Source organism: Endozoicomonas sp. ALD068, from assembly GCF_049310145.1.
GTDB lineage: Bacteria > Pseudomonadota > Gammaproteobacteria > Pseudomonadales > Endozoicomonadaceae > Endozoicomonas_A.
Window position 1 is genome coordinate 660,440 of the sequence record NZ_JBLYNU010000004.1, and the last position, 24,692, is coordinate 685,131.

4 protein-coding genes are annotated in these 24,692 nt (G+C 48.0%); all 4 read right to left on the bottom strand.

The window, feature by feature from the left end; genetic code table 11:
- Nucleotides 1-179: 179 nt before the first annotated feature.
- The 4 genes from ACO6V5_RS01870 to ACO6V5_RS01885 all read right to left on the bottom strand — a co-directional run bounded on the left by ACO6V5_RS01870 (nt 180) and on the right by ACO6V5_RS01885 (nt 24,558).
- Entirely contained in the window at nt 180-6,788 is a 6,609-nt protein-coding gene (locus ACO6V5_RS01870; RefSeq protein WP_422409849.1) for a hypothetical protein, read from the bottom strand.
- Between the two features lie 87 nt (nt 6,789-6,875).
- Nucleotides 6,876-12,239, bottom strand: a complete 5,364-nt coding sequence (locus tag ACO6V5_RS01875; RefSeq protein ID WP_422409847.1) for a hypothetical protein — start codon at nt 12,237-12,239, stop codon at nt 6,876-6,878.
- A gap of 88 nt (nt 12,240-12,327) precedes the next feature.
- The gene (locus ACO6V5_RS01880; RefSeq protein WP_422409845.1) at nt 12,328-18,246 is read right to left on the bottom strand and encodes a hypothetical protein; all 5,919 of its coding nucleotides are present in this window, start codon (nt 18,244-18,246) and stop codon (nt 12,328-12,330) included.
- A 96-nt stretch (nt 18,247-18,342) separates the two neighbouring features.
- Nucleotides 18,343-24,558: a hypothetical protein gene (locus tag ACO6V5_RS01885; RefSeq protein ID WP_422409843.1), complete on the bottom strand. Its 6,216-nt coding sequence runs from the start codon at nt 24,556-24,558 to the stop codon at nt 18,343-18,345.
- Nucleotides 24,559-24,692: the final 134 nt, after the last annotated feature.

Sequence of the window (24,692 nt, forward strand, 5' to 3'; positions counted from 1 at the left end):
TTTCGCATATTCTGGACGGCGGCTTTTTCCATCCTTCTGCGTTCCAACTCTGGTTGCGTAGCTATGACTACGCGCCCGCCGTTGCGCCTTGAAGGATGAAAAAATCCACTCGCCAGAATATGCGAAACCAACTGGCCAGGTACTTAGTGACTCTTAACTTTTCCATTGTCGCTCATTTGTTATTTGTAGAAGGCTCCCAGAGTGTAGGAGTAAGGAATGCTTTCTGCATGGGAAAACGACCATTTCGGCACATTTTCCCTGAAGTATTTCTCCCAGCTATTCTCAAATAGTTTCATGGTGCGATCACGACGTTCACGAAACTGCAGATAATGTTCGTGTCGAGTCCAGCCATAGATTGTGTTGTTTGCCTTAACACGGCTTGAGTAGTCTTCATCGTTTTCACTGAAACCTTGAGGTGTGGCAATAGTCGTACGTTTTAGATATTCATCTTGCTTTTCACCCGCACCAATCCAGCGATTCATCTTGTCAAGATTACGACCCAGAGGCCCACCCAGCCATTGAGTGAGCAGCTTGTTGTCGTTCATGAAGAAGTCGAAAGTGAGACCCGATGCCAGAGCGAATCCGAAGCTTTGGGCATAGGTAAACCCAGATATAAGGCCATGGGCGTATGCTCCGGCGGTGGCTACCGGACCCAGCACCAGACCGGCTGTGGCCGAGGCCAGCGTTTTCACTTTTTGTGGTGTCGCCCGGTGCAGCAGCGGTACCTGAATCCCTTGCCCGGAACCCATGGATTTCACCATTTCGGGCAGCAGACGGGAAATGCTGCGATACATCTGAGGATTGGCGTTGTACTGTCTGGCAAACAACATGCAGCCGGTTCTCAGCAGAATGACGGAGGAAGCGGCTTTACCCAATGGCATGGCCAGCCCGCCCACTTCAGAAACTTTTTCAATTCCCCTGTGGTAGGCATATTGCCGGGTTCGGTCAGGATCAGGACCAAAGCGTTCCAGCCAGTGCTGGAAAGGTGTGAGCATTCTGTGTAGATAATCACCCCTGTTGGTCAGATCCAGGAGATAGAGAAATGACATGTTGGTGAGGGAAAGCCCGGCAGCCTGTGCGGCGGTATGGGTCGTCAGCAGAGGTTTGTAACTGGAGAAGTACCAAGTGACAGCCTGTGCCAGAAAGGCTGAAGGCTTGACCCAGTATGCATTGAGCTGATACTCAACCACTGCAGCATGAGCCTGCATCAATGTGCCATGGATAGCCCTGATCAGTTCTGATTCAGAGAGTCCGGCAGCGACGGTATAAGGTGTCAGGGTATCCTGAACATTGGTCAGAAAGGCTGCCGTCCTGTGGCCATTGTCAAAGGCAATATCGTCAAGAACGAAGTTGGCAATGACCGCAGCTCCATACTCTTTCATGCCGACAATGGACTCCTTCATAGCTGTCGGGCCAGTTGCAGTCACGGACACTGGTGCAAAGGCACTCTGGAAGAATTCCTCAACACCCTTGTCAGACAGCATCCTTACAACAGCTTTGAAATGAGGCACATTGACGCCGTGTTTGTAGCCAAGGAAATGTTCAAATTGATCTACTGTCTGATAACCGTCGACATCTCTGAAGACTTTTATGTAATTCTCAAGTTCAATCTTGCTGACCAGATCTTCACGCAGCAAAGCGATGATCTTGTTACCACTGGCAGAACGGCTAGCGAAGTATTCCGGGAAGCTTTTCAGGTCCCTCGATTCAAGCTCGACGAAGTGCATGGCTGTTTTGCCCATGCTGAGAATTTCGTCGTCGTATTGAAGTGCCCCTTTTTTCATCTCATTCCTGGCCTTGTGCACAAGCCTGAGGATTTTTTTCAGGTTGCTCCGAGGCAGACCTTCTGGAGGCTCGAAAGGGGGTTCCGGGAAGGTCTTTCTGAGTCTCTTGAAAACCTCCACAACCGGACTGGCCTGTTTAAACGTCAGTGTGTCTCCGACCATTGCCTGCATGCGAATCGATGCAAATTCATCGTCAAAATCCAAACCCGGAAGGCAGGAGATTGTGTTACCGCTTTCTACTGCCAATTCTGCCAGACCCAGCGTGACTTCCAGAGCTTGTTTTTTGAGAGAGTGCTGCTGAACGAAGGCGACCATCTCTTCCCTGACTATTGCCTGTCTCGGTGTGTACTGGAAGGGACCTCCGTCATTTTTTACAGCTTGCTCTGCAGCATCCAGGACCAGCTTTATCCTCTCAATGCCTGCTTCCCTGGTTTCAATTTCACCTTCCAGTCGGGTCCGCTCCTGAAGCAGTTGCTGGATCTTGCCGCCATTACCATCATCCCCGCCGAGGCTGGTCTGACACTCTTCCATTACCTCATTGAGAGCCGTGCCCTGTTCATCCGGGCTATGTTGGAGGTCAGCGCGTCTTTCCGTAAACAACAAGTGTTGGCCTTGAAGCCTATTCAGTTTGCGATGAAAACCTGTCAGCTCACTTTCAGCTTCTGCCAATGCTTGTCTGGCCCTGGCCAGCTCACGATCAAGAACGTATCGGGGTTTAGGTCCCAGGCGTGCCAGTAGCTTGTCCAGCTCATTCTCAATGACTGCAATATGCTCACTAACGTCAGGCTGATCCGTATTGAAAACTTCTTCATCAGCAGTAGAGCTTTCGCTCATGCCAATGTTCAGCTTGTGCCTTACAAATTTTAGCACCGCTTTTTGTTGTTCTATGGCTCGCTCATCTACATCTTCGACGTAAAAAGTTAGACGCTCCTGAAGCCTCTCAAGTTTTAATTCCCTACTTTCGTACGTAGGTGAGATATCATGTTTCCAGAGGCAATAGTCTATATCATGCAGCATTTTTTCGGTGACATCATCGCCCTCAAGTTTGCTACGAACCCTGTCAAGTCTTTCTGCGTTGCCATCACCTTCATTGACCTTGATCTTGATTATTTCTTCTACGGTTTGCAACATATGCAGCGCTTCTTCCTCTTCATTCAGCCTCACTTCTGTGATGTATATTTGAATTCTTTCAGAAGTTGCGTGACGAAGGTAATACACGTCGTCCTCTCTATAAATATCGTCCATCCTCTTACAGCGGTAGTGTTTTTGCATCTTGTGATAGAGGTAGAGGTTAAACATCTTCAGGGCTTTTTCCACGGCAGCCAGTCTTTGAAGCACCACAGGCATGGCTTTGGGGTGGCCGGGTGTTCTGATGTCTTCCAGTAATTCTTTCAAATCTGCAAGACGGTCGTTTTGCTGAACGTCAGTGTCTGCTTTCCTGTCTTCAATCTCACCTTCTAGACGGTACTTTTCCTGAATCAGTGGCTGGACCTTGCCGCCAGTATCATCATGACTGCCCATTTGTAACTGTCTGTTTCTCAGGGCATCAACCCGTTGTTCATCAGTGTCGGTGGGTTCTGGCTTCAGATCCGCAGCTTTTTTTGGTCCCAGGGGTGCCATTTGCCTGTCAAGCTCATCCTCGATGGCTTGGATACGCCCACTAACATCAAGCTGGCCTGCTTTGTAAATCTCAGAACCGACCCGTATGAGTTTATCTATAAGTAGACGGACCTGTTCGTCAATAGTGGCATCATTCTGATAGCCCTCAATTTTGAATCGACGGGCTATTTCATTGTTTATTTCTCTTTTGATACTTTCATCTTCATAGGTTCCGCGTACTACAGCCAATAATTCCCAGGCTACGGTTTTCAGAATTTGCTGCTTCTCAGACAGGCTGATATCTTTTTCAAACTCTACCTGCAGATCATTGGCCAGTTCAGTAGTAAAAGCTTTGCTTTTTTCTATAGCGGCAAGGCTTCTACGAGGGTCGATCTCCAGCTCCCATTCTACGTTCGCAAGATAAGATGACTGTAATTCCTTGACTCGCTCTTCCGATACCTCAACCAGAGACCTGAGGCGCGGATGGATCGATTTGAGTCTGAAATCCCTTCCTCTCTGGTCATCCCGGGTTGTGCCGTAATCCCCCCAGAGGATCTTCTCCATCTCATCCAGGTCGTAAGCTGAGATATCATCGCCATCAAGTCTTTTATGAATCCTCTCAAGTCTTGCTGCTTTGCCATCACCTTCATTGCTGTCGATGTTGAATAATTTTTCTGAGGCTTCCAGTACCATCAGCGCGTTTTCCTCCAGGCGTTCTCTGGCTGCTATGATGTATTTCTGAATGCCTTCGGAGATGATCTGGCGATGAAGACAAACGTCGTCCTCCTCATTGAGGCGGTCGTCCTCAAGGACTCTTTCCACTTTTTTCAGTAAGCTGAGTATTTCTGGCCTGGTTTTGGGAGCCAGTGTTCGATCCATTATTTTTTTCAGCCTTGTAAGCTCGTAAAGCGTCATATTTATTGCCAGTTCCATGGCGTCGAGCTCTTCAGCTGTGGTGTTATCATTCAGCTCAACACCAAGAGTAGCTACCAGAACATCTTCATCGCCAGAGTTATAGATGTTGCGATGATCGCTGCTTCTCTGAACTCTCTGAGGCGGCTGTTCCTGCTGAGCATTCATTGTCTCAAGTTGTTGACGCAGACGTGCTTTTTCATCATTCATCGTCTTGATTTTTTGAATCAGGCTTTCATGTTGAACGAAAACATCCGCATCCTTGTCAAAATCCTGAATGTGTAAACGTGCGGCAATGATCCCATGCTGGGATTTGATTTCAGCTTCTTTTGTAGTATCTGTTCTGAAGCTTCGTTGCTGAAAATTTTGTTGGGCGACCTGAGCTTCTTCTTCCGCAGGGTGTTGTTGAATGGCTTGGTCAGGGGCTTCCAGATCAGCTTCGTTGACGGGGTCCTGACTGATCTGTTCAGCTCTGTGCTGGTCCAACACAGCGGATGATTCTGCTTTTTCTTGCAGATGCTTTTGAATGGACTTAAAGCGGTCAAACAGATCGTTTTCATTGACCGGAGTAATACCGAGCTGGTCTTCAATGGTGGTCAGTTTTGCTTTTACGACGTCTATATTTGACTCTTCTCTTGTCCCGGATGACGTTACCACTGCCTGCAGCAGTTCATAAAATTCTTTTACGTTGACTCTGGCTTTTTCTCCTTCTGTTTTGGCAACATCAACCTCTTGTTTCAGCCATATAACTTGACTGACTTCACGCCGAATTATCTGATTCTGATTTTCCAGATGTTTCAGCCGTATTCTGAGCAGTTCAAGCCTGTCGTCAAAACGGTGCTTTTCTCTCAGCTTTTCCTGACCATTATGAACAGCAATAGCCATTGTTTCTTTGACTTGTTCATTTGCGCGAAGTAATTTTTCATTTAGCTCGCCGAGTTTAGCCTCTTTTGCCCGCAGCTTCGCCAGATTGTTGTAAAACTCAAGCAGCTGTCTGGTCATCATATCGCTCATGACTTTGGAAGCAAACTTTTCGTTTCCCTCAGAAGTATCGATCTGCGCCTGGTTGATATTGCTGATAGTGGGTATCACATTATGAATGTTCTGCATAAATTGCGCGTTAATCAGAAGGTTCCTGAATACGGGTTGGAAACCGAAGTTTTTTACCAGTTGATTATGCATCCAGGTCGGCGTGATGACTGACGAAACGATTCTGATGTGTTTCAGGGTGAACTCAACTTCGTCTGTTCCATGTGCTCTATTTGTAATGACAGTGTTCAATGCCTGTTGCAGAGATTCATAATATAAAAGCGCAAACGTCGACATTTTATCTTCAATTGAAATGGTCGTCGGTTGATCCGTGTTAACACCGGAATCGAGCCGCGCAATAAACTTCTCCAGCAGTTCCATCTGCCTGCTTCGAATGATGTACAGGTAGCTTTTGAAATTATCTTTTTTAACTTGTGTTGTTAATGCCGGGGCGGGGCTCTTAATTTCTAACCAGCGTTTATGGAGGCTCTCTACAAAAGCAATATCATGGGGATTCTGCACCTGACCATAGAAAACAATAATCTCTCCCGGAGCTTCCTTTACTTTCAGCATTGGATAACCCGCAGGCACAGGATAAACCTGTTTGTTATCCTCGACATTGACAACATATCCGACGGGTTTGCTGTATGCCAATAGCTCATTAAGAGCCTGCTGTTGTACATCTTGTCCCAGGATATGAACCTGAATATAGGCAGAGGTGGCTGCTGCCAGGAGAGCCTCATCATTGACAAAGAGTGATTGACCCAGACGTTGCAGTTCAGGGGGCTGTTCGCTTGAAGCGATAAGGCTCATGAAGGTACGTCCATTCACTTCAACTTTTTCTATTTCAATGGTGGCAAGGGCTACATAGTGATCACTTGTTCCGAGGTTTCCTGCTCTGTTACTGGCAGCTTTAAGTACTCCAGCCAGTTGTCGGGGGCTGGCGACTTTCGTTAACGGTTCCAGTGATTGAATGCCAACTAATTGATCACGAACAGCCGCAACTGAATCCTGATCGGTCATTCCGCCTCTGATTTCAATGACCAGTTCCTTTTCTTCAAGGTTATGAGTGAACCTGAAAACACCCTCATCTGCCACCTTCAGGACTTTGGTGTATTTCACAGCAACGTCCTTCTCACCTGTTTCAAACAGCTCAACACTGGAAACGCCACCATCAACACCAGCAAGAGCGTTAGTAAAGCCCCTGGTATGAGCGAAAGAACTCATTTTGACTGTCTGATCAGGGTAGGTGGTTGTAAAGGAATTGGGTACTGGCTGCTGGTCATCGCCTAACGTTGGCTGAACTATGACTTCACTCTGGGTAAATTCCACTTGTCCACTGCAACGAATATCGATAGATTTTGTCTGCAGTTTGCGATCTGTCACAGCCTGTGTGCCAAGGATGGAAGAGCAGATTGCAACGGCCACCGCAAGGCGTAATGCATTCGGGCGAGCATTTGTCATTCTACTACCTCAGAGCTGAGTACTTTTATGACTATGAAAAGCGATGGCCACACCCGGCGGGAAGCAGCTTTTAATTACTTATGGCTGTCAGTGGGTCATGGTTGCAGATTGAAATCCTGATTGAGGGGCATTGCTCTTATCAGGACCGTGAACTTTCTGATTATCGCCCTGTTGCAACTTATAAAAGGCACCCAGAGTGTAGGAGTAAGGAATACTTTTTGCATGGGAAAACGACCATTTCGGTACATTTTCCCTGAAGTATTTCTCCCAGCCATTCTCAAACAGTTTCATAGTGCGATCCCGGCGTTCACGGAACTGCAGATAATGTTCGTGTCGAGTCCAGCCATACATCGTGTTGTTTGCTTTAACACGGCTTGAGTAGTCTTCATCGTTTTCACTGAAGCGTTGAGGTGTGGCAACAGTTGTACGTTTCACATATTCATCTTGCGTTTCACCCACACCAATCCAGCGATTAATCTTGTCAAGACTGCGACCCAGAGGCCCACCCAACCACTGAGTAAGCAGTTTGTTGTCGTTCATGAAAAAGTCGAAAGTGAGGCTGGATGCCAGAGCGAATCCGAAGGTTTGAGCGTAGGTAAACCCTGATATAAGACCATGAGCGTATGCTCCGACAGTGGCTACCGGACCCAGCACCAGACCGGCTGTGGCCGAGGCCAGAGTTTTCACTTTTTGTGGTGTTACCCTGTGCAGCAGCGGTACCTGAACCCCCTGCCCGGAACCCATGGATTTCACTATTTCGGGCACCAGGCGGGAAATGCTGCGATACATCTGAGGATTGGCGTGGTACTGTCTGGCAAACAACATGGAGCCGGTTCTGAGTAGAATGACTGCAGAAGCGGCCTTGCCCAATGGCATGGTCAGCCCGCCCACTTCAGAGATTTGTTCAATGCCAGTGTGGTAGGTATATTGTCCGGTTCTGTCAGGATCATCACCGCAGTTTTCCAGCCAGTGCCGGAAAGGTGTGAGTATTCTGTGCAGGTAATCACCCCGGTTGGTCAGATCCACAAGATAGAGAAACGCCATGTTTGACAGCGACAGATCGGCAGCCTGCCAGGCGCTGTGGGTCGCCAGCAGGGGTTTGTAACTGGAGTAGTACCAGGTGACAGCCTGTACCAGGAAGGCTGAAGGTTTGACCCAGTGATCATTGAGCTGCTGCTCAACCGCTGCGATATGAGCCTGCATTAATGTGTTATGGATAGCCTTGATCAGGTCTGATTCAGACAGGCCGACAGCATTGGCATAAGGCGTCAGGGTATCCTGGAGATGGGTCAGGAAGGCTGCCGTCCTGTGGCCATTGTCAAAGGCAATATCGTCAAGAACATAGTTGGCGATGACAGCGGCAGCGTACTCTTTCATGCCGTCAACAGATTCTTTCATGGCTGTCGGGCCAGACGCGGTGACGGTCACAGGCGTAAAGGCACTTTGCATGAATTCCTCAACACCCTTCTCGGACAGCATCCGGACATCGGCTTTGAAGTCAGGCACATTGACCCCGTGTTTGTAGCCAAGAAAGTGTTCAAAGTCAGCCACTGTCTGATGACCATCGACGTCTCTGACGGCCTTCATGTAGTTCCCAAGTTCAACCTTGCTGATCAATCCTTCACGCAGCAGAGTTATGATCTTGTTACCAGTGGCAGAATGGCTGGCGAAGTATTCCGAGAAGCTTTTCAGGTCCTCTGTCTCATACTCGACGAAGTGAATGGCTGTTTTGCCCATGCTGTGAATGGCTTCGTCGTATTGTTGAGCCCCGGTTTGCAGCTCACCCCTGACCCAGTTCACCAGCAGCTGAACTTCTGCCAGGGCAATCATAGGCATTAATTTTATTCGCCCGGGAGACAGGTGCGCGCAGTTCGTCATCAGGCTCTTGAAGACTTTCACTATCCGACTGGCCCGGGCAAACGTCAGGCCGTCTCCGACCATTGCCCTCAGGCGAATCGGTGCAAATTCATTGTCAAAATCGAAATCCACAAGCGAGGGGCTTGCCTTACCGTTTTCCAGGGCTAATTCTGTCAGACCTATTGCAGCTTCCAGAGCTTGTTTATTGACAGAGTGATGTTTCATGTAGTTTTGCATATCGCTCAGAAGTTTTACCTGCTTCGGCGTGTACTGGAAGGGGCCGCCGTCATTTTCGACGGCTTTCTCTGCAGTCTTCAGGACTTCCTTCATTCTTTCAATGTCGACTTTCCTGTTTGCTATCTCAGCTGTCAGTTGGACCCTTTCCCGATTCAGTTGCTGGATCTTGCCGCCAGTTCCATCATGTCCGCCCAGTTGTACCTGTCTGTTTCTCAGGGCATTAATCCGGTCTTCACAGGTCTGAGTAGAGTCAGGTGTAAGCCCCTCAGCTTCTTCAGTGGCATCAAGATCCGCTGCCACTTGTTTGTTACTAATAGCATTCAGTCTTTGATTAGCAGTCTCGAGCTCACTTTCAGCTTTTTGTATTGCCTGTCTGGCCTGAGCCACCTCACGATCAAGAACGTATCGGGGCCTGGGCCCCAGGCGAGCCATTTGCCGGTCAAGCTCATTCTCGATGGCTGCAATACGCTCATTAGCGTCAGGCTGACCGACATTGAAAACTTCTTTATCCAGCTTTTGGAGTTTTTTTCCAATCAGACGGTTCTGGTCGTCGATAGTGGCGTCTTCTTTATAATCCCGGATGTTGAGTTGATGAGCTATTTCATTGTTCCAGGCTCTTCTGGCAGCTTCATCATCATAGAGTGCCGCTACTTTTTCGATTAATTCCTGAATTTTGGTTCTCAGGGTAGCCTTCTGATCAGACAGGTCGTCATCCTGATCAAAGGCAACATCAAGCTCTTTGGCCAGTTTAACAGTGAAAGCCTTGCCTCTTTCTTTAGCCGCATCGTTGTCATCAGGGTAGATGCTCAGCTCGTTCTCTATAGCTCCAAGCAAACCTGTCTGTTGTTTTCTGATTTGCATATCCAGGTACGAATCGTCGATTTTATAGTTGAGAATCGCACGAATCTTGGTGAGTTTGAGACTGCTCTCGTCCAGAATTGTGCTGTCTTCTTTACAGAGGGTCTGATGTATCTGATCCAGGGTATTTTCATAGCTATCATCGCCGTCAAGTGTTGTATAAACCCGGGCAAGTCTTGCTGCTTTGTCATTCTCTTTATTGAATTTGATGTTGAGTGTTTTTTCTGAGGCTTCCAGCCGGTCGGTCTGTTGTTCAGTGGCTTGCTTATTCGGGTCAGGGGCTTCGAGTTTATAGACCCACCCCCAGGCCCACGAGATGTCACTTATCCCATTCTCTATCTCATCCAGTATCTCATCTGAGAGAAGATCACCGTTAAGTACTATAAAAACTCTGTTGAGTCTTGTTGCTTTGTCATCCTCTTCGCTGACTTTGAGGTTGAGTTCTTTTTCTACGACTTCCAGTATGTCCCGGGCCCTTTTCTCAGCCAGCCGTCTGGTATTTCTGATGTATTCCTGTATGCCTTTAGAAATGTCCTGGCGACGGAGATACACATCGTCGTCTTGATCAGGGTCACCCCGGTGAAGGACTTTTTCTAAGGCACTCAGCTTCTCAAGTACTTCAGGCCAGGCTTTGGGGTGGCCTGGTGTTCTGATGTCTTCCAGTGCTTCTTCCAGTGCCTTGAGCCTGAAGTGTTTGGTATATAACATTGCTTCCAGGGCAGTGTCATCGGGTGTGCCTGGTGGGCTGTATTCGCTCAGCTCAGTGCCAAGGACCGTAGTGAGAGCGCTGGTTTTGACCCTGGTGTAAGAATCCTCAGCAAACTCTTGATCGTGCATTGTCTGAACTTCCTGAAGCAGGCGTTGCTTTTGAGCATTCAATGTATTGATTTCTTCAAGCAGGCTTTCTTGCTGAGCATCAACATCTGCATTGCTATCAAAATTCTGAATGTTTAAATGTGCGGCAATGGTTGCATAGTGGGCTTTGATTTTTGCCTGCAGCTCTGCCTGCGTGTTGTCCAACTCAAGGTCCTTACGGACCATGTTAGCAATGACTTTTTTAACTAAGTTTGTGTCTTCGACAAGGGCAAAGCCCCTCATCAGCAGTTCGTTGAGAATGTCTGTACCTCTTTGAACATTGATAAAAAAATGCCGACTGTTCAGGAGGTCTCTGAGTAGGGGTTTAAAGCTGAAGATTTTTTCGAGTTGAACCAGCATCCAGCCCGGCGTGATGACCGATGTCGTGACTACGATCTGTCCTGCTGTCAATTCGAATTCATCGGTTGCATCCTGACTAACAATGGTTAATACCTGCTGTATAGATTCATAGTATGCAAGTATCGCAAGTTTATCCTGGTCCACTTCAGCATCCTGTTGTACAGCTAAATTGTCAGCAAACTCCTCCAGCAGCGCCATCTGCGTACTTCGAATGACGTACTGGTAGCTTTTGACCTTGTCTTTTTTAACCCGTGCAATCTTGTCATTGTCATTAGCGTCAGATTGTTCAAAGAGGTTATAGAGACATTCCACAAAAGCGACATCGGCCGGATTTTGCTTCTGACCACGGAAAACAATCCTGTCCGCCGTAGCTTCAGTCACCTCCAGTTTCAGATAACCCTCAGGCACAGAGTATACCTGTGTGTTGTCCTCAGCGTGGACAACATAGCCGACGGGCTGCTGGTATGACAGCAAATCCTCCAGAATATCCTGCTGTAAATGTTCCCCAAGAATATGAACCTGGGTATAGGCAGAGGTGGCTGCAGCTAAAAGAACCTCATCATTGACAAAGATCGACTGCCCCAGGCGCTGCAGTTCCGGAGGTTGATCGCCTGCAGCGATAAGACGCATGAAGGTGCGCCCGTTCACTTCAAATTCGTCCACATCAATGGTGACCAGGTCAACATAGTGATCAGCCTCGCCAAGGTTGCCTGCTCTTTCGTACGCACCCTTGAGCACTCCGGCCAGGTGTGAGGGGCTGGCGATTTTTGTTAACGGTTCCAATGATGGGAGGTCATCTGATTGAGCACGAACAGCCGTAATTGAATCCTGATGAGTCATTCCCTCCCTTACCTCAATGACCAGTTTCTCTTCTGCAAGGTTATGGGTGAACCTGAAGACCCCTTCATCACCGACCTTCAGGACTTTGGTGTATTTCTGAGCAGCGTTGTTGTTGTCTGTTGTAAACAGGTCAACGCTGGAAACGCCACCGCTGATACCTGAGAGAACATCTGTGAAGCCTTCGGAAGGAACCTTATAGCCCCTTCTGATCTGAGTCTGATCAGGGTAGGTGGTTGTAAAGGATTTGGGTAATGGCTGCTGGTCATGACCTAAAGTTGGCTTAACGATGACCTCGCTCTGGACGAACTCCACCTGTTCATTGCCCGGAATATCGATAGATTTTATCTGCAGCCTGCGATCGGCCAGTGCGTCCGTGACAGAGATGGAAGAGCTGATTGCAGCGGCCACTGTCAGGCTCAAGGCATTGGGGCGGACTCTTGTCATTCTACTACCTCAGAGCAGAGTACTTTATTACCCTGAAAAAGTGATGGCTACGCCGGACAGGGAAGCAGCTTTTAATGACCCATAGCCTTCAGTGGCTCATGGTTACAGATAGAGATTTTGATTGGGGGGCATTGCTCTTATCATGACCCTGAATTTTTGGATCATCGCCCTGTCGCAACTCATAGAAGGCTCCCAGAGTGTAGGAGTAAGGAATACTTTCTGCATGGGAAAACGACCATTTAGGTACATTTTCTCTGAAGTATTTCTCCCAGCCATTCTCGAATAGTTTCATGGTGCGATCCCGGCGTTCACGGAACTGCAGATAGTTTTCGTGTCGAGTCCAGCCATACAGGGCGTTGTTTGCTTTAACTCGTTTTGCGTAGGCTTCATCGTTTTCATTGAAGCGCTGAGGTGAGGCAATAGCCGACCTTTTTATATATTCATCGTCCGTTTCACCCACGCTCAGCCAGCGATTAATCCTGTCAAGACTTCGACCCAGAGGGCCACCCAGCCATTGAGTGAGGATTTTGTTGTCGTTCATAAAAAAGTCGAAAGTGAGACTCGACGCCAGAGCGAATCCGAAGGTCTGGCCATAAGTGAATCCGGATATAAGGCCATAGGCGTATGCTCCGACCGTGGCTACCGGGCCCAGCACCAGTCCCGCTGTGGCAGAGGCCAGAGTTTTCACTTTTTGTGGTGTCACCCTGGGCAGCAGCGGCACCTGAATCCCTGGTTCGGTAATCATGGATTTGATTATTTCGAATGTTTGGGCATGGGTAAACCTGGATAAAAGGCCGTGGGCTTGCATTCCCAAGGTGGCTGCCGGGCCGAGCACCAGGCCGGCTGTTGAGGCCAGAGTTTTCACTGCTTGTGGTGTCACCCTGTGCAGCTGCGGCAACTGAATCCTTTGTCCGGAACTCATGGATTTGACCATTTCTGGCAACAGACGGGAAATGCTGCGATACATTTGCGGGTTAGCGTTGTACTGTCTGGCAAAGAGCATGGAGCCGGTTCTCAGCAGAATGACTGAAGAAGCGGCCTTACCCAATGGCATGGCCAGCCCGCCCACTTCAGAAACTTTTTCAATTCCGCTGTGGTAGGCATATTGCACGGTTCGGTCAGAATCAACACCGACGCGTTCCAGCCAGTGCTGGAAAGGTATGAGCATCCGGTGCAGATAATCACCCCGGTTGGTCAGATCCAGAAGATAGAGGAATGACATGTTCAAGAGAGACTGCTCGGCAGCCTGCACTGTGGTATGGGTCACCAGCAGAGGTTTGAAGCTGGAGTAGTACCAGGTGACGGCCTGTACCAGAAAGGCTGAAGGTTTGCCCCAGTACTTGTTGAGCTGATACTCAACCGCTGCGGCATGAGCCTCCTTCAATGTGCCATGGATAGCCTTGATCAATTCGGTTTCAGAGAGTCCGGCAGCATTGGCATAAGGAGTCAGGGTATCCTGAACATTGGTCAGAAAGGCTGCCGTTCTGCGGCCATTGTCAAAGGCAATATCGTCAAGAACATAGTTGGCGATGACAGCAGCGGCATACTCTTTCATGCCGTCAACAGATTCTTTAATGCCCGTCGGGCCAGTCCTGGTCACGGTCACAGGGGTCAAGACGCTTTGCATGAATTCCTCTGCACCCTTGTCGGACAGCATATGGACAATGCTGTTGAACAGAGGCAAATTGACACGGTGTCTGTAGTAAAGGAAGAATTCAAACTCAGCCACTCTCTGAAAACCTTCGAAACCTCTGCCGGCCTCCATATCAATACTTCTGACGGCCTTTACGTAGTTTTCAAGTTCAACCTTGCTGATCAAACCTTCACGCAGCAGAGTTATGACCTTGTTACAATTGGCGGAATGGGCAGCCAGGTATTGCGAAAAGTCTTTCAGGTCACCTGGTATGTGCTCGACATAGTGAATGGCTCTTTGGCCCATGCCGAGCACTTCGTCGTCGTATTCCTGGGCCCCTTTTCCCAACTGATTCCTGACCACGTAAACAAGTGCGTGGATTTGTTCCACGATATTCAGAGGCCGATCTTCTTCAGACCAGAAAGGGGGGTCCGGGAAGCTCGTCTTCAGGCTCTTGAAGACTTCTACAATCCGACTGGCCTGATTAAAAGACAGATTGTCACCAACCAGCATCCGCAAATGGACGGGTGCCAGTTCATCGTCAAAATCGAAAGTCGAAATCCAGGGGATTTCATTATCGCTCTCCACTGCCAGTTCTGCCAAACCCAGCGCGGCTTCCAGAGCTTGTTGTTTGAGAGCGTTATGCTGCGTGAAGTCGTCTATGGCGGTCCGTACACTTGCCTGTTCCGGCGTGAACTGGAAGGGACCGCCGTCATTTTCGACGGCTGTCTCTGCCGTCTTCAGGGCTTTCTTCATTGACTCAATGTCAGCTTTCCTGGTTTCAATCTGAGCTTCCAGATGGTCTCTTTCCTGAACCAGTTGCCCAATCTTGCCGCCAGTACCATCATTCCCGCCCAGTTTTAGCTGCCTGTTTCTCAGGGCATCAACCCGGTCTTGACAGGTGTCAGTGGAGTCTGGTGTCAGACCCATGGCTTCTTCAGCGGCTTCAAGAAGCGCCTCATGCTCCGGGTCTTGTTTTACATTGGCTACATCTTTACTTTTCCTGTCATGCTCACGCAGGAATTCTGTGACATGATTATAGTTTTTCCTTGCCAGAGGCAGTTCACCCTGTGTTCCCTCGGTGATATCGCTTTCGTCCAGACCCTTAATCGCCTGATTGAGGACCCTGTTGTCATCCTCCGAGGTATGCTGGAGGTCAGCACGGTTCCCCGCAAATGCCACAGGTTTGCCACGAAGCATATTCAGTTGCTTATAAAGACCCGTCAGCTCACTTTCATCTTCTTTCAGTGCTCGTCTGACATTGGCTAGCTCACGATCAAGAGCGAATCGGGGTTTGGGACCCAGGCGAGCCATTTGCCTGTCAAGTTCATTTTCGATGTCTGCAATGCGCTCATTAATGTCGGGCTGATCGGCATTGAAAACTTCTTCATCGAGCTGTTGGAGTGTTGTTTCAATCAGACTGTTCTGGTCGTCGATAGTGGCATCTTCTTTATAATCCTCAATGTTGAGTTGATGAGCCACTTCATTGTTTCTGGCTCTTCTGACAGCTTCATCGTCGCAGGCTTCATGTAGCTCATCCATTAATGCCTGAATTTTGCCTCTCAGAGCATCCTTCCGAGCAGGCAGGTTGTCATCCTCTGCAAATGCTACCTTCAGATCACTGGCCAGTTTAGTAGTGAAAGCCTTACCTCTTTCTTTGGCAGCAAGGTTTTCATGAGGATTGATACTCAGCTTGAACTCTATAGCATCAAGCATACTTGCCTGTTGATCTCTGGCTTGCTTATCCAGGCACGAATCTTTGGTTTTATAGGTAAGAATCGCACTAAGCTTTTTGAGTACGAGCTCCCTCTCGTTGAGAGCTTCGCTGTCTTTTTGCCAGAGGGCTTCATCTATTTCTTCCATCGTGTATTCAGAGGTCAAGTCTTTGTCAAGTACTTCACGAACCCAGGCCAGTCTTGCTGCCAGGTCTTTCTCTTCTTCCCATGGGATGCGGAGTATTGCTTCTACTTCTTTCAGCAGATTGATCTGTTGTTTTCCGGTCGGGTTATCCGGGTCGGAGTCTTCGAATTTATGATGAAGGTAAGCATGCAGCTTGATGCGTATGAGATCATCCCAATCCAGAGCCCTGCTTTCATAGGCCCAGAGGGTGCCATCTAACTCATCCAGTATCTCAGCCAGTGTGTTATCTGAAAGATCAGCGTTGTTAAGTATTTTAAGAATCCGGGTGAGTCTTGTTGTTTTGTTATCCTCTCCATTGAGGTTGATACTGAGTTCTGCTTCTACGTCTTCCAGTATCCTATATGCTACAAACTCTGCATACTCTCTGGCGTCTCTGATGAATGCCCGCATGTTATCAGAAATGTACCAGCGTTGTTGGTACAGGTCTTCGTTCCGATTATTCTGACTTTGCCGCAGAACTTTTAGTACGGCATTCAGAGTCTTAATTACTTCAGGCCTGATTTTGGGGTGGCCGGGTGTTTTGATGTCAGCCAGTTCTTCTTCCAGCTCTGCAAGCCTGAAGAGCCTGGTGTATACCATTTTTTCCAGGACATCGTCTTCTGGTATGCTGCCGTCACCTGGCTCAATACCAAGAACTGCTGCCAGAGCACCTTTTTTGGCCCTGGCGTGAGCATTCTCTGTATTAAGTTCAACATCCACCGTCTGAGGCTTCTGAAAAAGACTTTCCTGTTCACGAATCAGTTGTTTTTTTTGATCATCCAATGCCTTAATTTTCTGAAGCAAATGTTTTTCCTGATTATTGATATCATCATTGCTATCAAAATCCTGAATGTTTAAATATGAGGCAATGGTTGCATAGCGGGCTTTGATCGCAGCTGCGGTTGCGCGATCTGATGATCTGCTTATCCCGGTGAGTTCGGCCTCTTTATGCTGTAGCTTTTCCCGCAGGCTTTCTATCTCAAGCAGCTTCCCGGTAAGGTCAGCAACGACTTTGGAAGTAAAGCTTTTGTCTTTGCTAAAAGTATCGCTAAACGTTTTGGTGACAATGGGTATAACCTGGTGAAGATTCTGAACAAAATGCCGGTTAGTCAGGAGATTTCTAAGTACGGGTTTGAAGCCGAAGTATTCTGCGAGTTGAAGATGGATCCAGGTTGGCGTGATAAACGACGAAGCGAATCTGAGGTGGGGTATTGTCAATTCAAATTCATCTGCTCCGTCCAAAGTAGCAGAGGTCAAAGCCTGCTGAAGATATTCATAGTATGCAAGCATCGACAGCTTACCATCGTATTCAAACGTCGTTTGTCCGGCATTGTCAGGTCCGTAATTGTGCTGTGCAGCCAGCTCCTCAAGGAGAGCCATCTGCTTGCTCCGAATGATGTACCGGTAGCTTTCGATCCTGTCTTTTTTAACCTGCGCTGTTGCTTCAGGAGGGGGGGCATTGTTATTAAATTCTCTCTTCCAGATGTCAGAGAGAGCTTTCACAAAAGTGACATCGGCCGGGTTCTGCTTCTGACCACGGAAAACAATAGTGTCTCCCGTGGCCTCAGTCACTTCCAGTATTGGATAATTCTCAGGCACAGGATAAGCCTGTGTGTCTTCCTCGACGTGTACAACATAGCCGACGGGTTTGTTGTGTGCTAATAGTTCATTAAGAGCCTGCTGTTGTAAGTTCTCTCCCAGGATATGAACCTGGATATAGGCAGAAGCGGCTGCTGTCAGGAGAACATCGTCGTTGACAAAGAGTGATTGACCCATACTTTGCAGTTCAGGGGGGCGGTCGCCCGAAGCGATAAGACGCATGAAGGTACGCCCATTTACTTCAACTTTTTCTACTTCGATGGTGGCAAGGGCAACATAGTGATCACTGGTGCCGAGGCTTCCTTCTCTGTCGTCGACACCTTCCAGTAAAAGAGCCAGCTGTATGGGGCTGGCGATTTTCGTTAACGGTTCTAATGATCGCAGGCCGCCCAATTGATCACGAACAGCCTTGACTGAACCCTGATCGGTCATTCCGGCTCTGACTTCAATGACCAGCTTCCTTCCTTCAAGGTTATGGGTGAACCTGAAGACTCCTTCATCACCTACCTCCAGGACTTTGGTGTATTTCTGAGCAACATTATTCTCGTCTGTTTCAAACTGATCAACACTGTAGACGCCACTACCAATGCCAGAAAGAACTGTTGTTAAGCTTAAGCAGGGATGGACATAGTCTTCACTTTCCTGAGGCTGATAAGGATAGATGGTGGTAAAAGATTTGGGTATTGGCTGTTCGTCATGACCTATAGTTGGCAGAACAATAACCTCACTCTGGGTAAACTCCACATGACCATTACCCGTAACATCGACAGATTTTGTCAGCAGCCTGCGATCGGCCAGTACCTGTGGACCAACGAGAGACGAGCTGATTGCAACGGCCACTGCAAGGCTTAACGCATTGTGATGAGCATTTGTCATTCTGCTACCTCAGAGGTGAGTACTTTTTATTAGCGCGAAAAATGATTGCCACACCAGGCGAGGGAGCAAGTTACAAACGCTCATTGCTCTCAGTCGCTAATGGATGTCAATTGCCTTGATTCGCTTCAGGCTCTTTGAGGTCTTTGTGGGCTGAGAAGAAAAGGTTGCATCCGGTGCCAACTTCTGATTATCGCCCCGTTGCCATTCGTACAAGGCTCCAAGAGTGTAGAAGTAAGGAAAACTTTCTGCATGGGAGAATGACCATTTAGGCACATATTCCCTGAAGTATTTCTCCCAGCTGTTCTCGAACATCTTCATGGTGCGATCACGGCGTTCACGGAATTGCAGATAATTTTCGTGTCGCGTCCAGCCCAACATATTGTTGCTTGCTTTAACACGGGTTGCATACTCTTCATCGGATTCACTGAAGCCCTGAGGTGAAACGACAGCGGTCCGTTTCACATATTCATCGTCTGTTTCACCCACGCCCTGCCAGCGATTAATTTTGTCAAGACTACGTCCCAGGGGGCCAGCCAGCCATTGGGTGAGCATCTTGTTGTCGTTCATAAAAAAGTCGTAAGTGAGACTGGTTACCAGAGCGAAACCGAATGTCTGGGCATAGGTAAATCCAGATATAAGGCCGTGGGCGTATGATCCGACAGTGGCTACCGGACCCAACACCAGACCGGCGGTGGCAGAGGCCAGAGTTTTCACTTTTTGTGGTGTTACCCGGTGCAACAGTGGTACCTGTATCCCTCCGGAATCCATGGATTTCAGCATTTCAGGCACCAGGCGGTTAATGCTGCGATAGCTATGAGGATTGGCGTTGTACTGTCTGGCAAACAGCATGGAGCCGGTTCTCAGCAGAATGACTGAGGAAGCGGCCTTGCCCAATGGCATGGCCAGTCCGCCTACTTCAGAGATTTGTTCAATTCCATTGTGGTAGGCAGATTGGCCGGTCCGGTCAGGATCAATACCGTAGCCTTCTATCCAGTTTTGAAAAGGTGTCAGCATCCGGTGCAGGTAATCTCCCCTGTTGGTCAGATCCAGAAGATAAAGGTACGACATGTTTGAGAGTGACAGCCCGACAGCCTGCCAGGCAGTATTGGCAACCAGTAAGGGTTTATAGCTGGAGTAGTACCATGTGACAACCTGCGCCAGGGAGGCTGAAGGTTTGATCCAGTAATCCTTTAGCTGCTGCTCAACCGCAGCGGCATGAGCCTGCATCAATGTGTCATGGACAACCTTGATCAGGTCTGATTCAGACAGGTCGGCAGCATTGGCATAAGGTGTCAGGGTATCCTGAACATAGGTCAGGAATGCTGCCGTCTTTCGGCCATTTTCAAAAGCAATATCGTCAAGAACATAGTTGGCGATAACAGCTGCAGTGTAATCTGTTACGCCGGCAACTGACTCTTTTATACCTGTCGGGCCCGTTGCAGCCACAACCACAGGAGTAAAGACACTTTGTATAAGTTCTTCAGCATCCTTGTCGGGCAGCATCCGGATAGTCTTCCGGAATTCTCTTGCTTCAACGCCGTGTTTATAACCAAGGAAATGTTCAAATTCAGCCACTGTCTGATAACCATCAACACCTCTGGCGGCTTTGATATAATTCTCTAATTCAATCTTGCTGATCAGTCCTTCACGCAGCAGACTTATCATCTTTTTGCCACTGGCGGTGTCGGTTGAGAAGTACTCCGAGATGCTTTTCTGGTCCTCTGCTGAATGCTCAACGAAGTGAGTAACCGTTGAGCCTAAGGCGTGAATTACGTCGTCGTATTGTTGGGACCCTTTTCCCATCTCATTGGTGACCTTCTGCGTCAGAGTCTGAATTTCTTTCAGGGTATTCAGAAGTTGAAGTTGATTTGCGAACAAAGAATCGTGAGGGTATTCCAACAAGGTTGTCTTCAGACTCTTGAAGACTTCCGCAATACGACGAGCCTGATTCAGATCGTATCCGAACATTGCGTACAAGCGAATCGGTGCAAATTCATCGTACAACATGAAACCCGACAGGCAGGGGATTGGCTTACCTCTTGCTAATGCTGATTGTTCCAGACTCAATGCGGCTTCCAGCGCTTGTTTTTTGAGAGGGTGCTGCCGACTGAATTTGTGGAGAGCTTCCAGAGCTTCTGCCTGACCTGGCGTGTACTGGAAGGGACTGTACCGGAAGGGACAGCCATCATTTTCGGCGGCTTTCTCGTCGGCCTTCAGCGCTTCCTCCATTCCCTCAATATCTGCTTTTCCGGATTCAATCTCACCTGCCTGACGGGCTATTTCGTACTCATATAAGGTTTTACTCTTCTCATCAATGTCACCGTTCATTACCTGATAGAGAGCCGTGTCGTCTTCATTGTCAGGAAGGGTATTGAGTTTGTGATGAACATCTGCCAGCTCACTTTCAGTTTCTTTTACTACTCGTCTGGCTGTGGCTAAGCCATGATCAGGAACGTATTGGGTTTTACCCAGGCAAGCCATTTGCCTGTCAAGTTCATTTTCAATGGCTGCGATACGGTCATAAATTTTAGGCCGACCCACTATGTCAACTTCTTCATCCAGCTCCTGAAGTGTTTTTTCAATAAGACTGATCTGATCCTCCAAAGGGGCATCGTTCTTATAGCCCTCAATGTTAAGTTGCCGAGCCATTTCATTGTTTGCATCTCTGGTGAGCTCTTCAGTGTCATAATGGGCGTTTACTTTTTCCCTTAATGCTTGAATTTTGTTACTCAGAGCATACTTCTGGTCATTCAGACTGGCGCCTTTTTCAAATTCTACTTCCAGATCCAATGCCAGTTCAGCGGCAAAACCCTTGCCTCTTTCTTTCGCAGAAGGGTTTTCACTGGTGTCGATGTTCAGCTCGTCTTCTACGGCTTCAAGCATCTTTCTCTGTTGCTTTGTGACCTGCCAATCGACATCCGGGGTTTCGACATGAAAGGTAATAAATTTTTGAAGTATCTGAATTTTTTTTGCGATTTGGTATCCAAGTGAGCTTTCAATTTTCCAGATAACAGCGTCTATCTCATTCAGCATGGATTCTGAGACATCACCGCTTTTTAGCTTTCTGCGAACCCTCTCAAGCCTCGTTGTTTTGTGATCATCCTGGTTGACTTCGAGTTTGAATATTTCTTCTACTGTTTCCAGTATTTCAAGAGCCTCCTTCTCTGCATTCTTCCCGGCTTCTGCAATGTATGTGTGAATTTCTTCAGAAATGGCGTTACGGCGGTAATAGACATCGTCCTCGCGATCCAGGTGATCCAACTCCAGGGCTTTTTCTATGGCCGCAAGTTTTTCTTTGAAAGCTTCTTCTTCGGGCTGTCCTGTTGCGACAATACCAGGCACCGCTGTCATTCGAGTGTTGTAATCCTGTCTGGCGGCGGCTATGACTTCACGAACTTCTTTTCTCACAACTTGAGCTCGTTCAATCTCAATCTCAAGGCGCAGTATCGAGTTTTCCCGTTTTTTCAGCTCTAATTCGGTCCGAGCGTCCTGCATCCTGATGTGTTCACGAACAGCCCGGCAACGAAATTTCAGGGTCTTTTCACTATCCGGGACCAGACCGAGCTGACGTTCAATGCCACTCAGACTATCCTGGATTTCCTGATCGGTTCGTTCTTCTTTTCTCTCAACTTGAGCTCGTTCAATCTCCTTCTGAAGGCTCCGTATCGATTTTTTCCGTTTTGCCAGCTCTATTTCGGTCTGAGCGTCCTGCATCCTGATGTGTTCACGAACAGCCCGGCAACGAAATTCCAGGGTCTTTTCACTATCCGGGACCAGACCGAGCCGACGTTCAATGTCGCTCAGACTATTCTGGAATTCCCGGTCGGTTCGTTCTTCTTTTTGTTGCAGGTGTTGTTGAATGGACTGAAGGATAACCGGATCGTCTTCATTAACGGAAATAATATCTCGCTTGCCTGTAATGGCCGTCGGTTTTACGTTTGCAGCTTCTTTATCAGGCTGCTCTGTTGCTGCTACCCATTGCTTGAGTTCAACAATTTTATTTCTGATGAGTCTGGCTTGTTCTTCGACTGGCTGGGCATCATCCCAGTTGTCAATACCAAGCTCTGCTGCCATTTGAGCATTGCGAACCTTTATGGAACCTGTTCTGGCATCATGGACTTGTTGTGCCAGCGCTGGAACTTGTTCTGCTTCCTGCTGAAGTTTCCGTAACCAGTCTTTCTGTAACCAGCTTTTCTGTGCTTCCCGCTGAAGTTTCGCAGTGGTGCTCTGTTGTTTACTTTCAACGATAGCCAGTCTTTTCCGGACTTGTTCATCGGTGACTTCTCTGTTTTGTCGCAGCAGCTGTTGAATGTACTGAAGGTAACCCAGACTGAATTCTTTGACCGAATCAACACCTCGCTCACGTTCAGTGACCGCCGGTTTTGCTTTTACGGTTTTGTCATCAGACTGACCTGTTGCGGTAAATATTGCGACAACCAATCGATTGATTTTACCAATTTCTTTTGCAATGATCCTGAGTTGTTCTTCGTTTGGCTTGGTATCATCCCAGTTATCGATACCAAGTTCTTTTGCCATTTGAGCACTGCGAGCTATTCTGGCTCTTATTCTGGCGCCATGAGTTTTTATTGACTGCTCTGGATTACATTCGACTTCCTGTTCAAGCTTCTGCATCAATTCTTTCTCTTGTGCCCGCTCCTGACGAAGTTGTATAAGCTCCTTGTTAATTTGTTGTTTGAGTTGATCTGCTCTGAGTCTCCCTCTTTCACTGATAGTGTCTTTCTGCGTTTCGAGATTTATCTCTTTTCTAAGATGCCTGAGACTGAGTTCTTTTATTAGCAAGAATACCTGCTTATCATCCATCTCATTCATCTGTCTGGATATGTCGCTTATGGGTTTGGAAGTAAGCTTTTCTATGACCTCAAGAGTATCGTCCTGCAGCTGATTAAGATAACTGTCATCCACTATCTCTTCCTGAATAGTCTGAATAAAGAGTGGGTTAGTCAGAAGATTTCTAAGTGCAGGTTTGAAGCTGAAGCGTTTTTCGAGCCGATTAAGCACCCAGGTCGATGTGAGGACCGGGAAAGCGTCTTCGATCTGTTCTACTGTGAGTTCAAATTCATCTGCTCCATCTGAAGTTGCACTGGTCAATGCCTGCTCAAGATATTCATAGTGTATCAGTGTCCACAGATCCTCTTCGTATTGAAGCGTCGCTTGGCTATCTTCTTCAGTATGTAGCTCTACAGCCAAATTCTCCAGCAGTGCCATCTGCCTGCTTCGGATGGTGTGCTGGTAGCCTTTGACCTTATCTTTTTTGATTTGTGTTTTTGCTGCAGAGGGGGGATTACGGGCCTCTTCCGCCCACATGTTATAGAGCCCCTCCACAAAAGCGACATCGGCCGGGTTTTGCTTCTGACCACGAAAAACAATAACTTCTCCCGGAGTCTCAGTCACTTCCAGTCTTGGGTAGCCTACAGGCACAGGATAAGCTTGTGCATCATCCTCGACGTGGACAACATAGCCAACGGGTTGATGACAGTGCAATAGATCGTTCAGGGCTTCCTGTTGTAAATCTTCCTCCATTACATGAACCTGGGTATAGGCAGAGGTAGCTGCTGCGAAAAGCACTTCATCATTGACAAAGAGCGATTGACCCAGGCGCACTAAATCAGGAGGCTGATCGTTGGCAGCGATAAGACGCATGAAAGTACGCCCTTTCACATTCACTTCATCTACTTCAATAGTGGCAAGGGCAACATAGTTATCCATTTCGCCAAGTTGTCCCGCTCTTTCGTGTGCACCTTTCAGCACTCTGGTCAGTTGTTCGGGGCTGGCAACTTTCGTTAAGGGTTCTAATGACTGGAGGTCGCCTACTTGATTTCGAACTGCTGCAATTGAATCCTGATCGGTCATTCCGTTTCTGACTTCAATGACCAGTGCCTTTTCTGCCAGGTTATGGGTGAACCTGAATATCCCCTCATTACCTATCTTGAGAACTTTGGTGTATTTCTGAGCAACGTCCTTCTCGTCTGTTTCAAACAGATCAACACTGGAAGCGCCGCCAATGCCAGACAGAGTGTCTGTGAAGCCTTCAGAAGGCAGTTCGTAGTCTGCTCTGACCTGAGTCTGATCAGGGTAGGTGGTTGTGCAGGATTTGGGTATTGGCTGCTGGTCATTGTCCAAAGTTTGCTTAACTATGACTTCGCTCCGGGTATACTCTGTATGTCCTTTGTTCAGAATATCAGCGGATTTTGTCTGCAGTTTGCGCTCGGCCATTGCGTCTGTGGCCATGATGGAAGAGCTGATTGCAACGGCCACTGCAAAGCTTAATGCATTGGGGCGAGTATTTGCCATTCTACTACCTCAGAGCTGAGTACTTTTATCGCCGTGAAAGGTGACGCACACCCGGAGCGGGGAAACCTTTTCTAATCGCTTATGGTCAGTCGCTCATCGCTGTTTCGATAAGCCGTTGAGAGAATCTAGTTCAC

Coding starts and splice junctions, on each gene's coding strand:
- ACO6V5_RS01880 (WP_422409845.1), bottom strand. CDS start 18,246: ATGACAAATGCTCATCACAATGCGTTAAGCCTTGCAGTGGCCGTTGCA.
- ACO6V5_RS01885 (WP_422409843.1), bottom strand. CDS start 24,558: ATGGCAAATACTCGCCCCAATGCATTAAGCTTTGCAGTGGCCGTTGCA.
- ACO6V5_RS01875 (WP_422409847.1), bottom strand. CDS start 12,239: ATGACAAGAGTCCGCCCCAATGCCTTGAGCCTGACAGTGGCCGCTGCA.
- ACO6V5_RS01870 (WP_422409849.1), bottom strand. CDS start 6,788: ATGACAAATGCTCGCCCGAATGCATTACGCCTTGCGGTGGCCGTTGCA.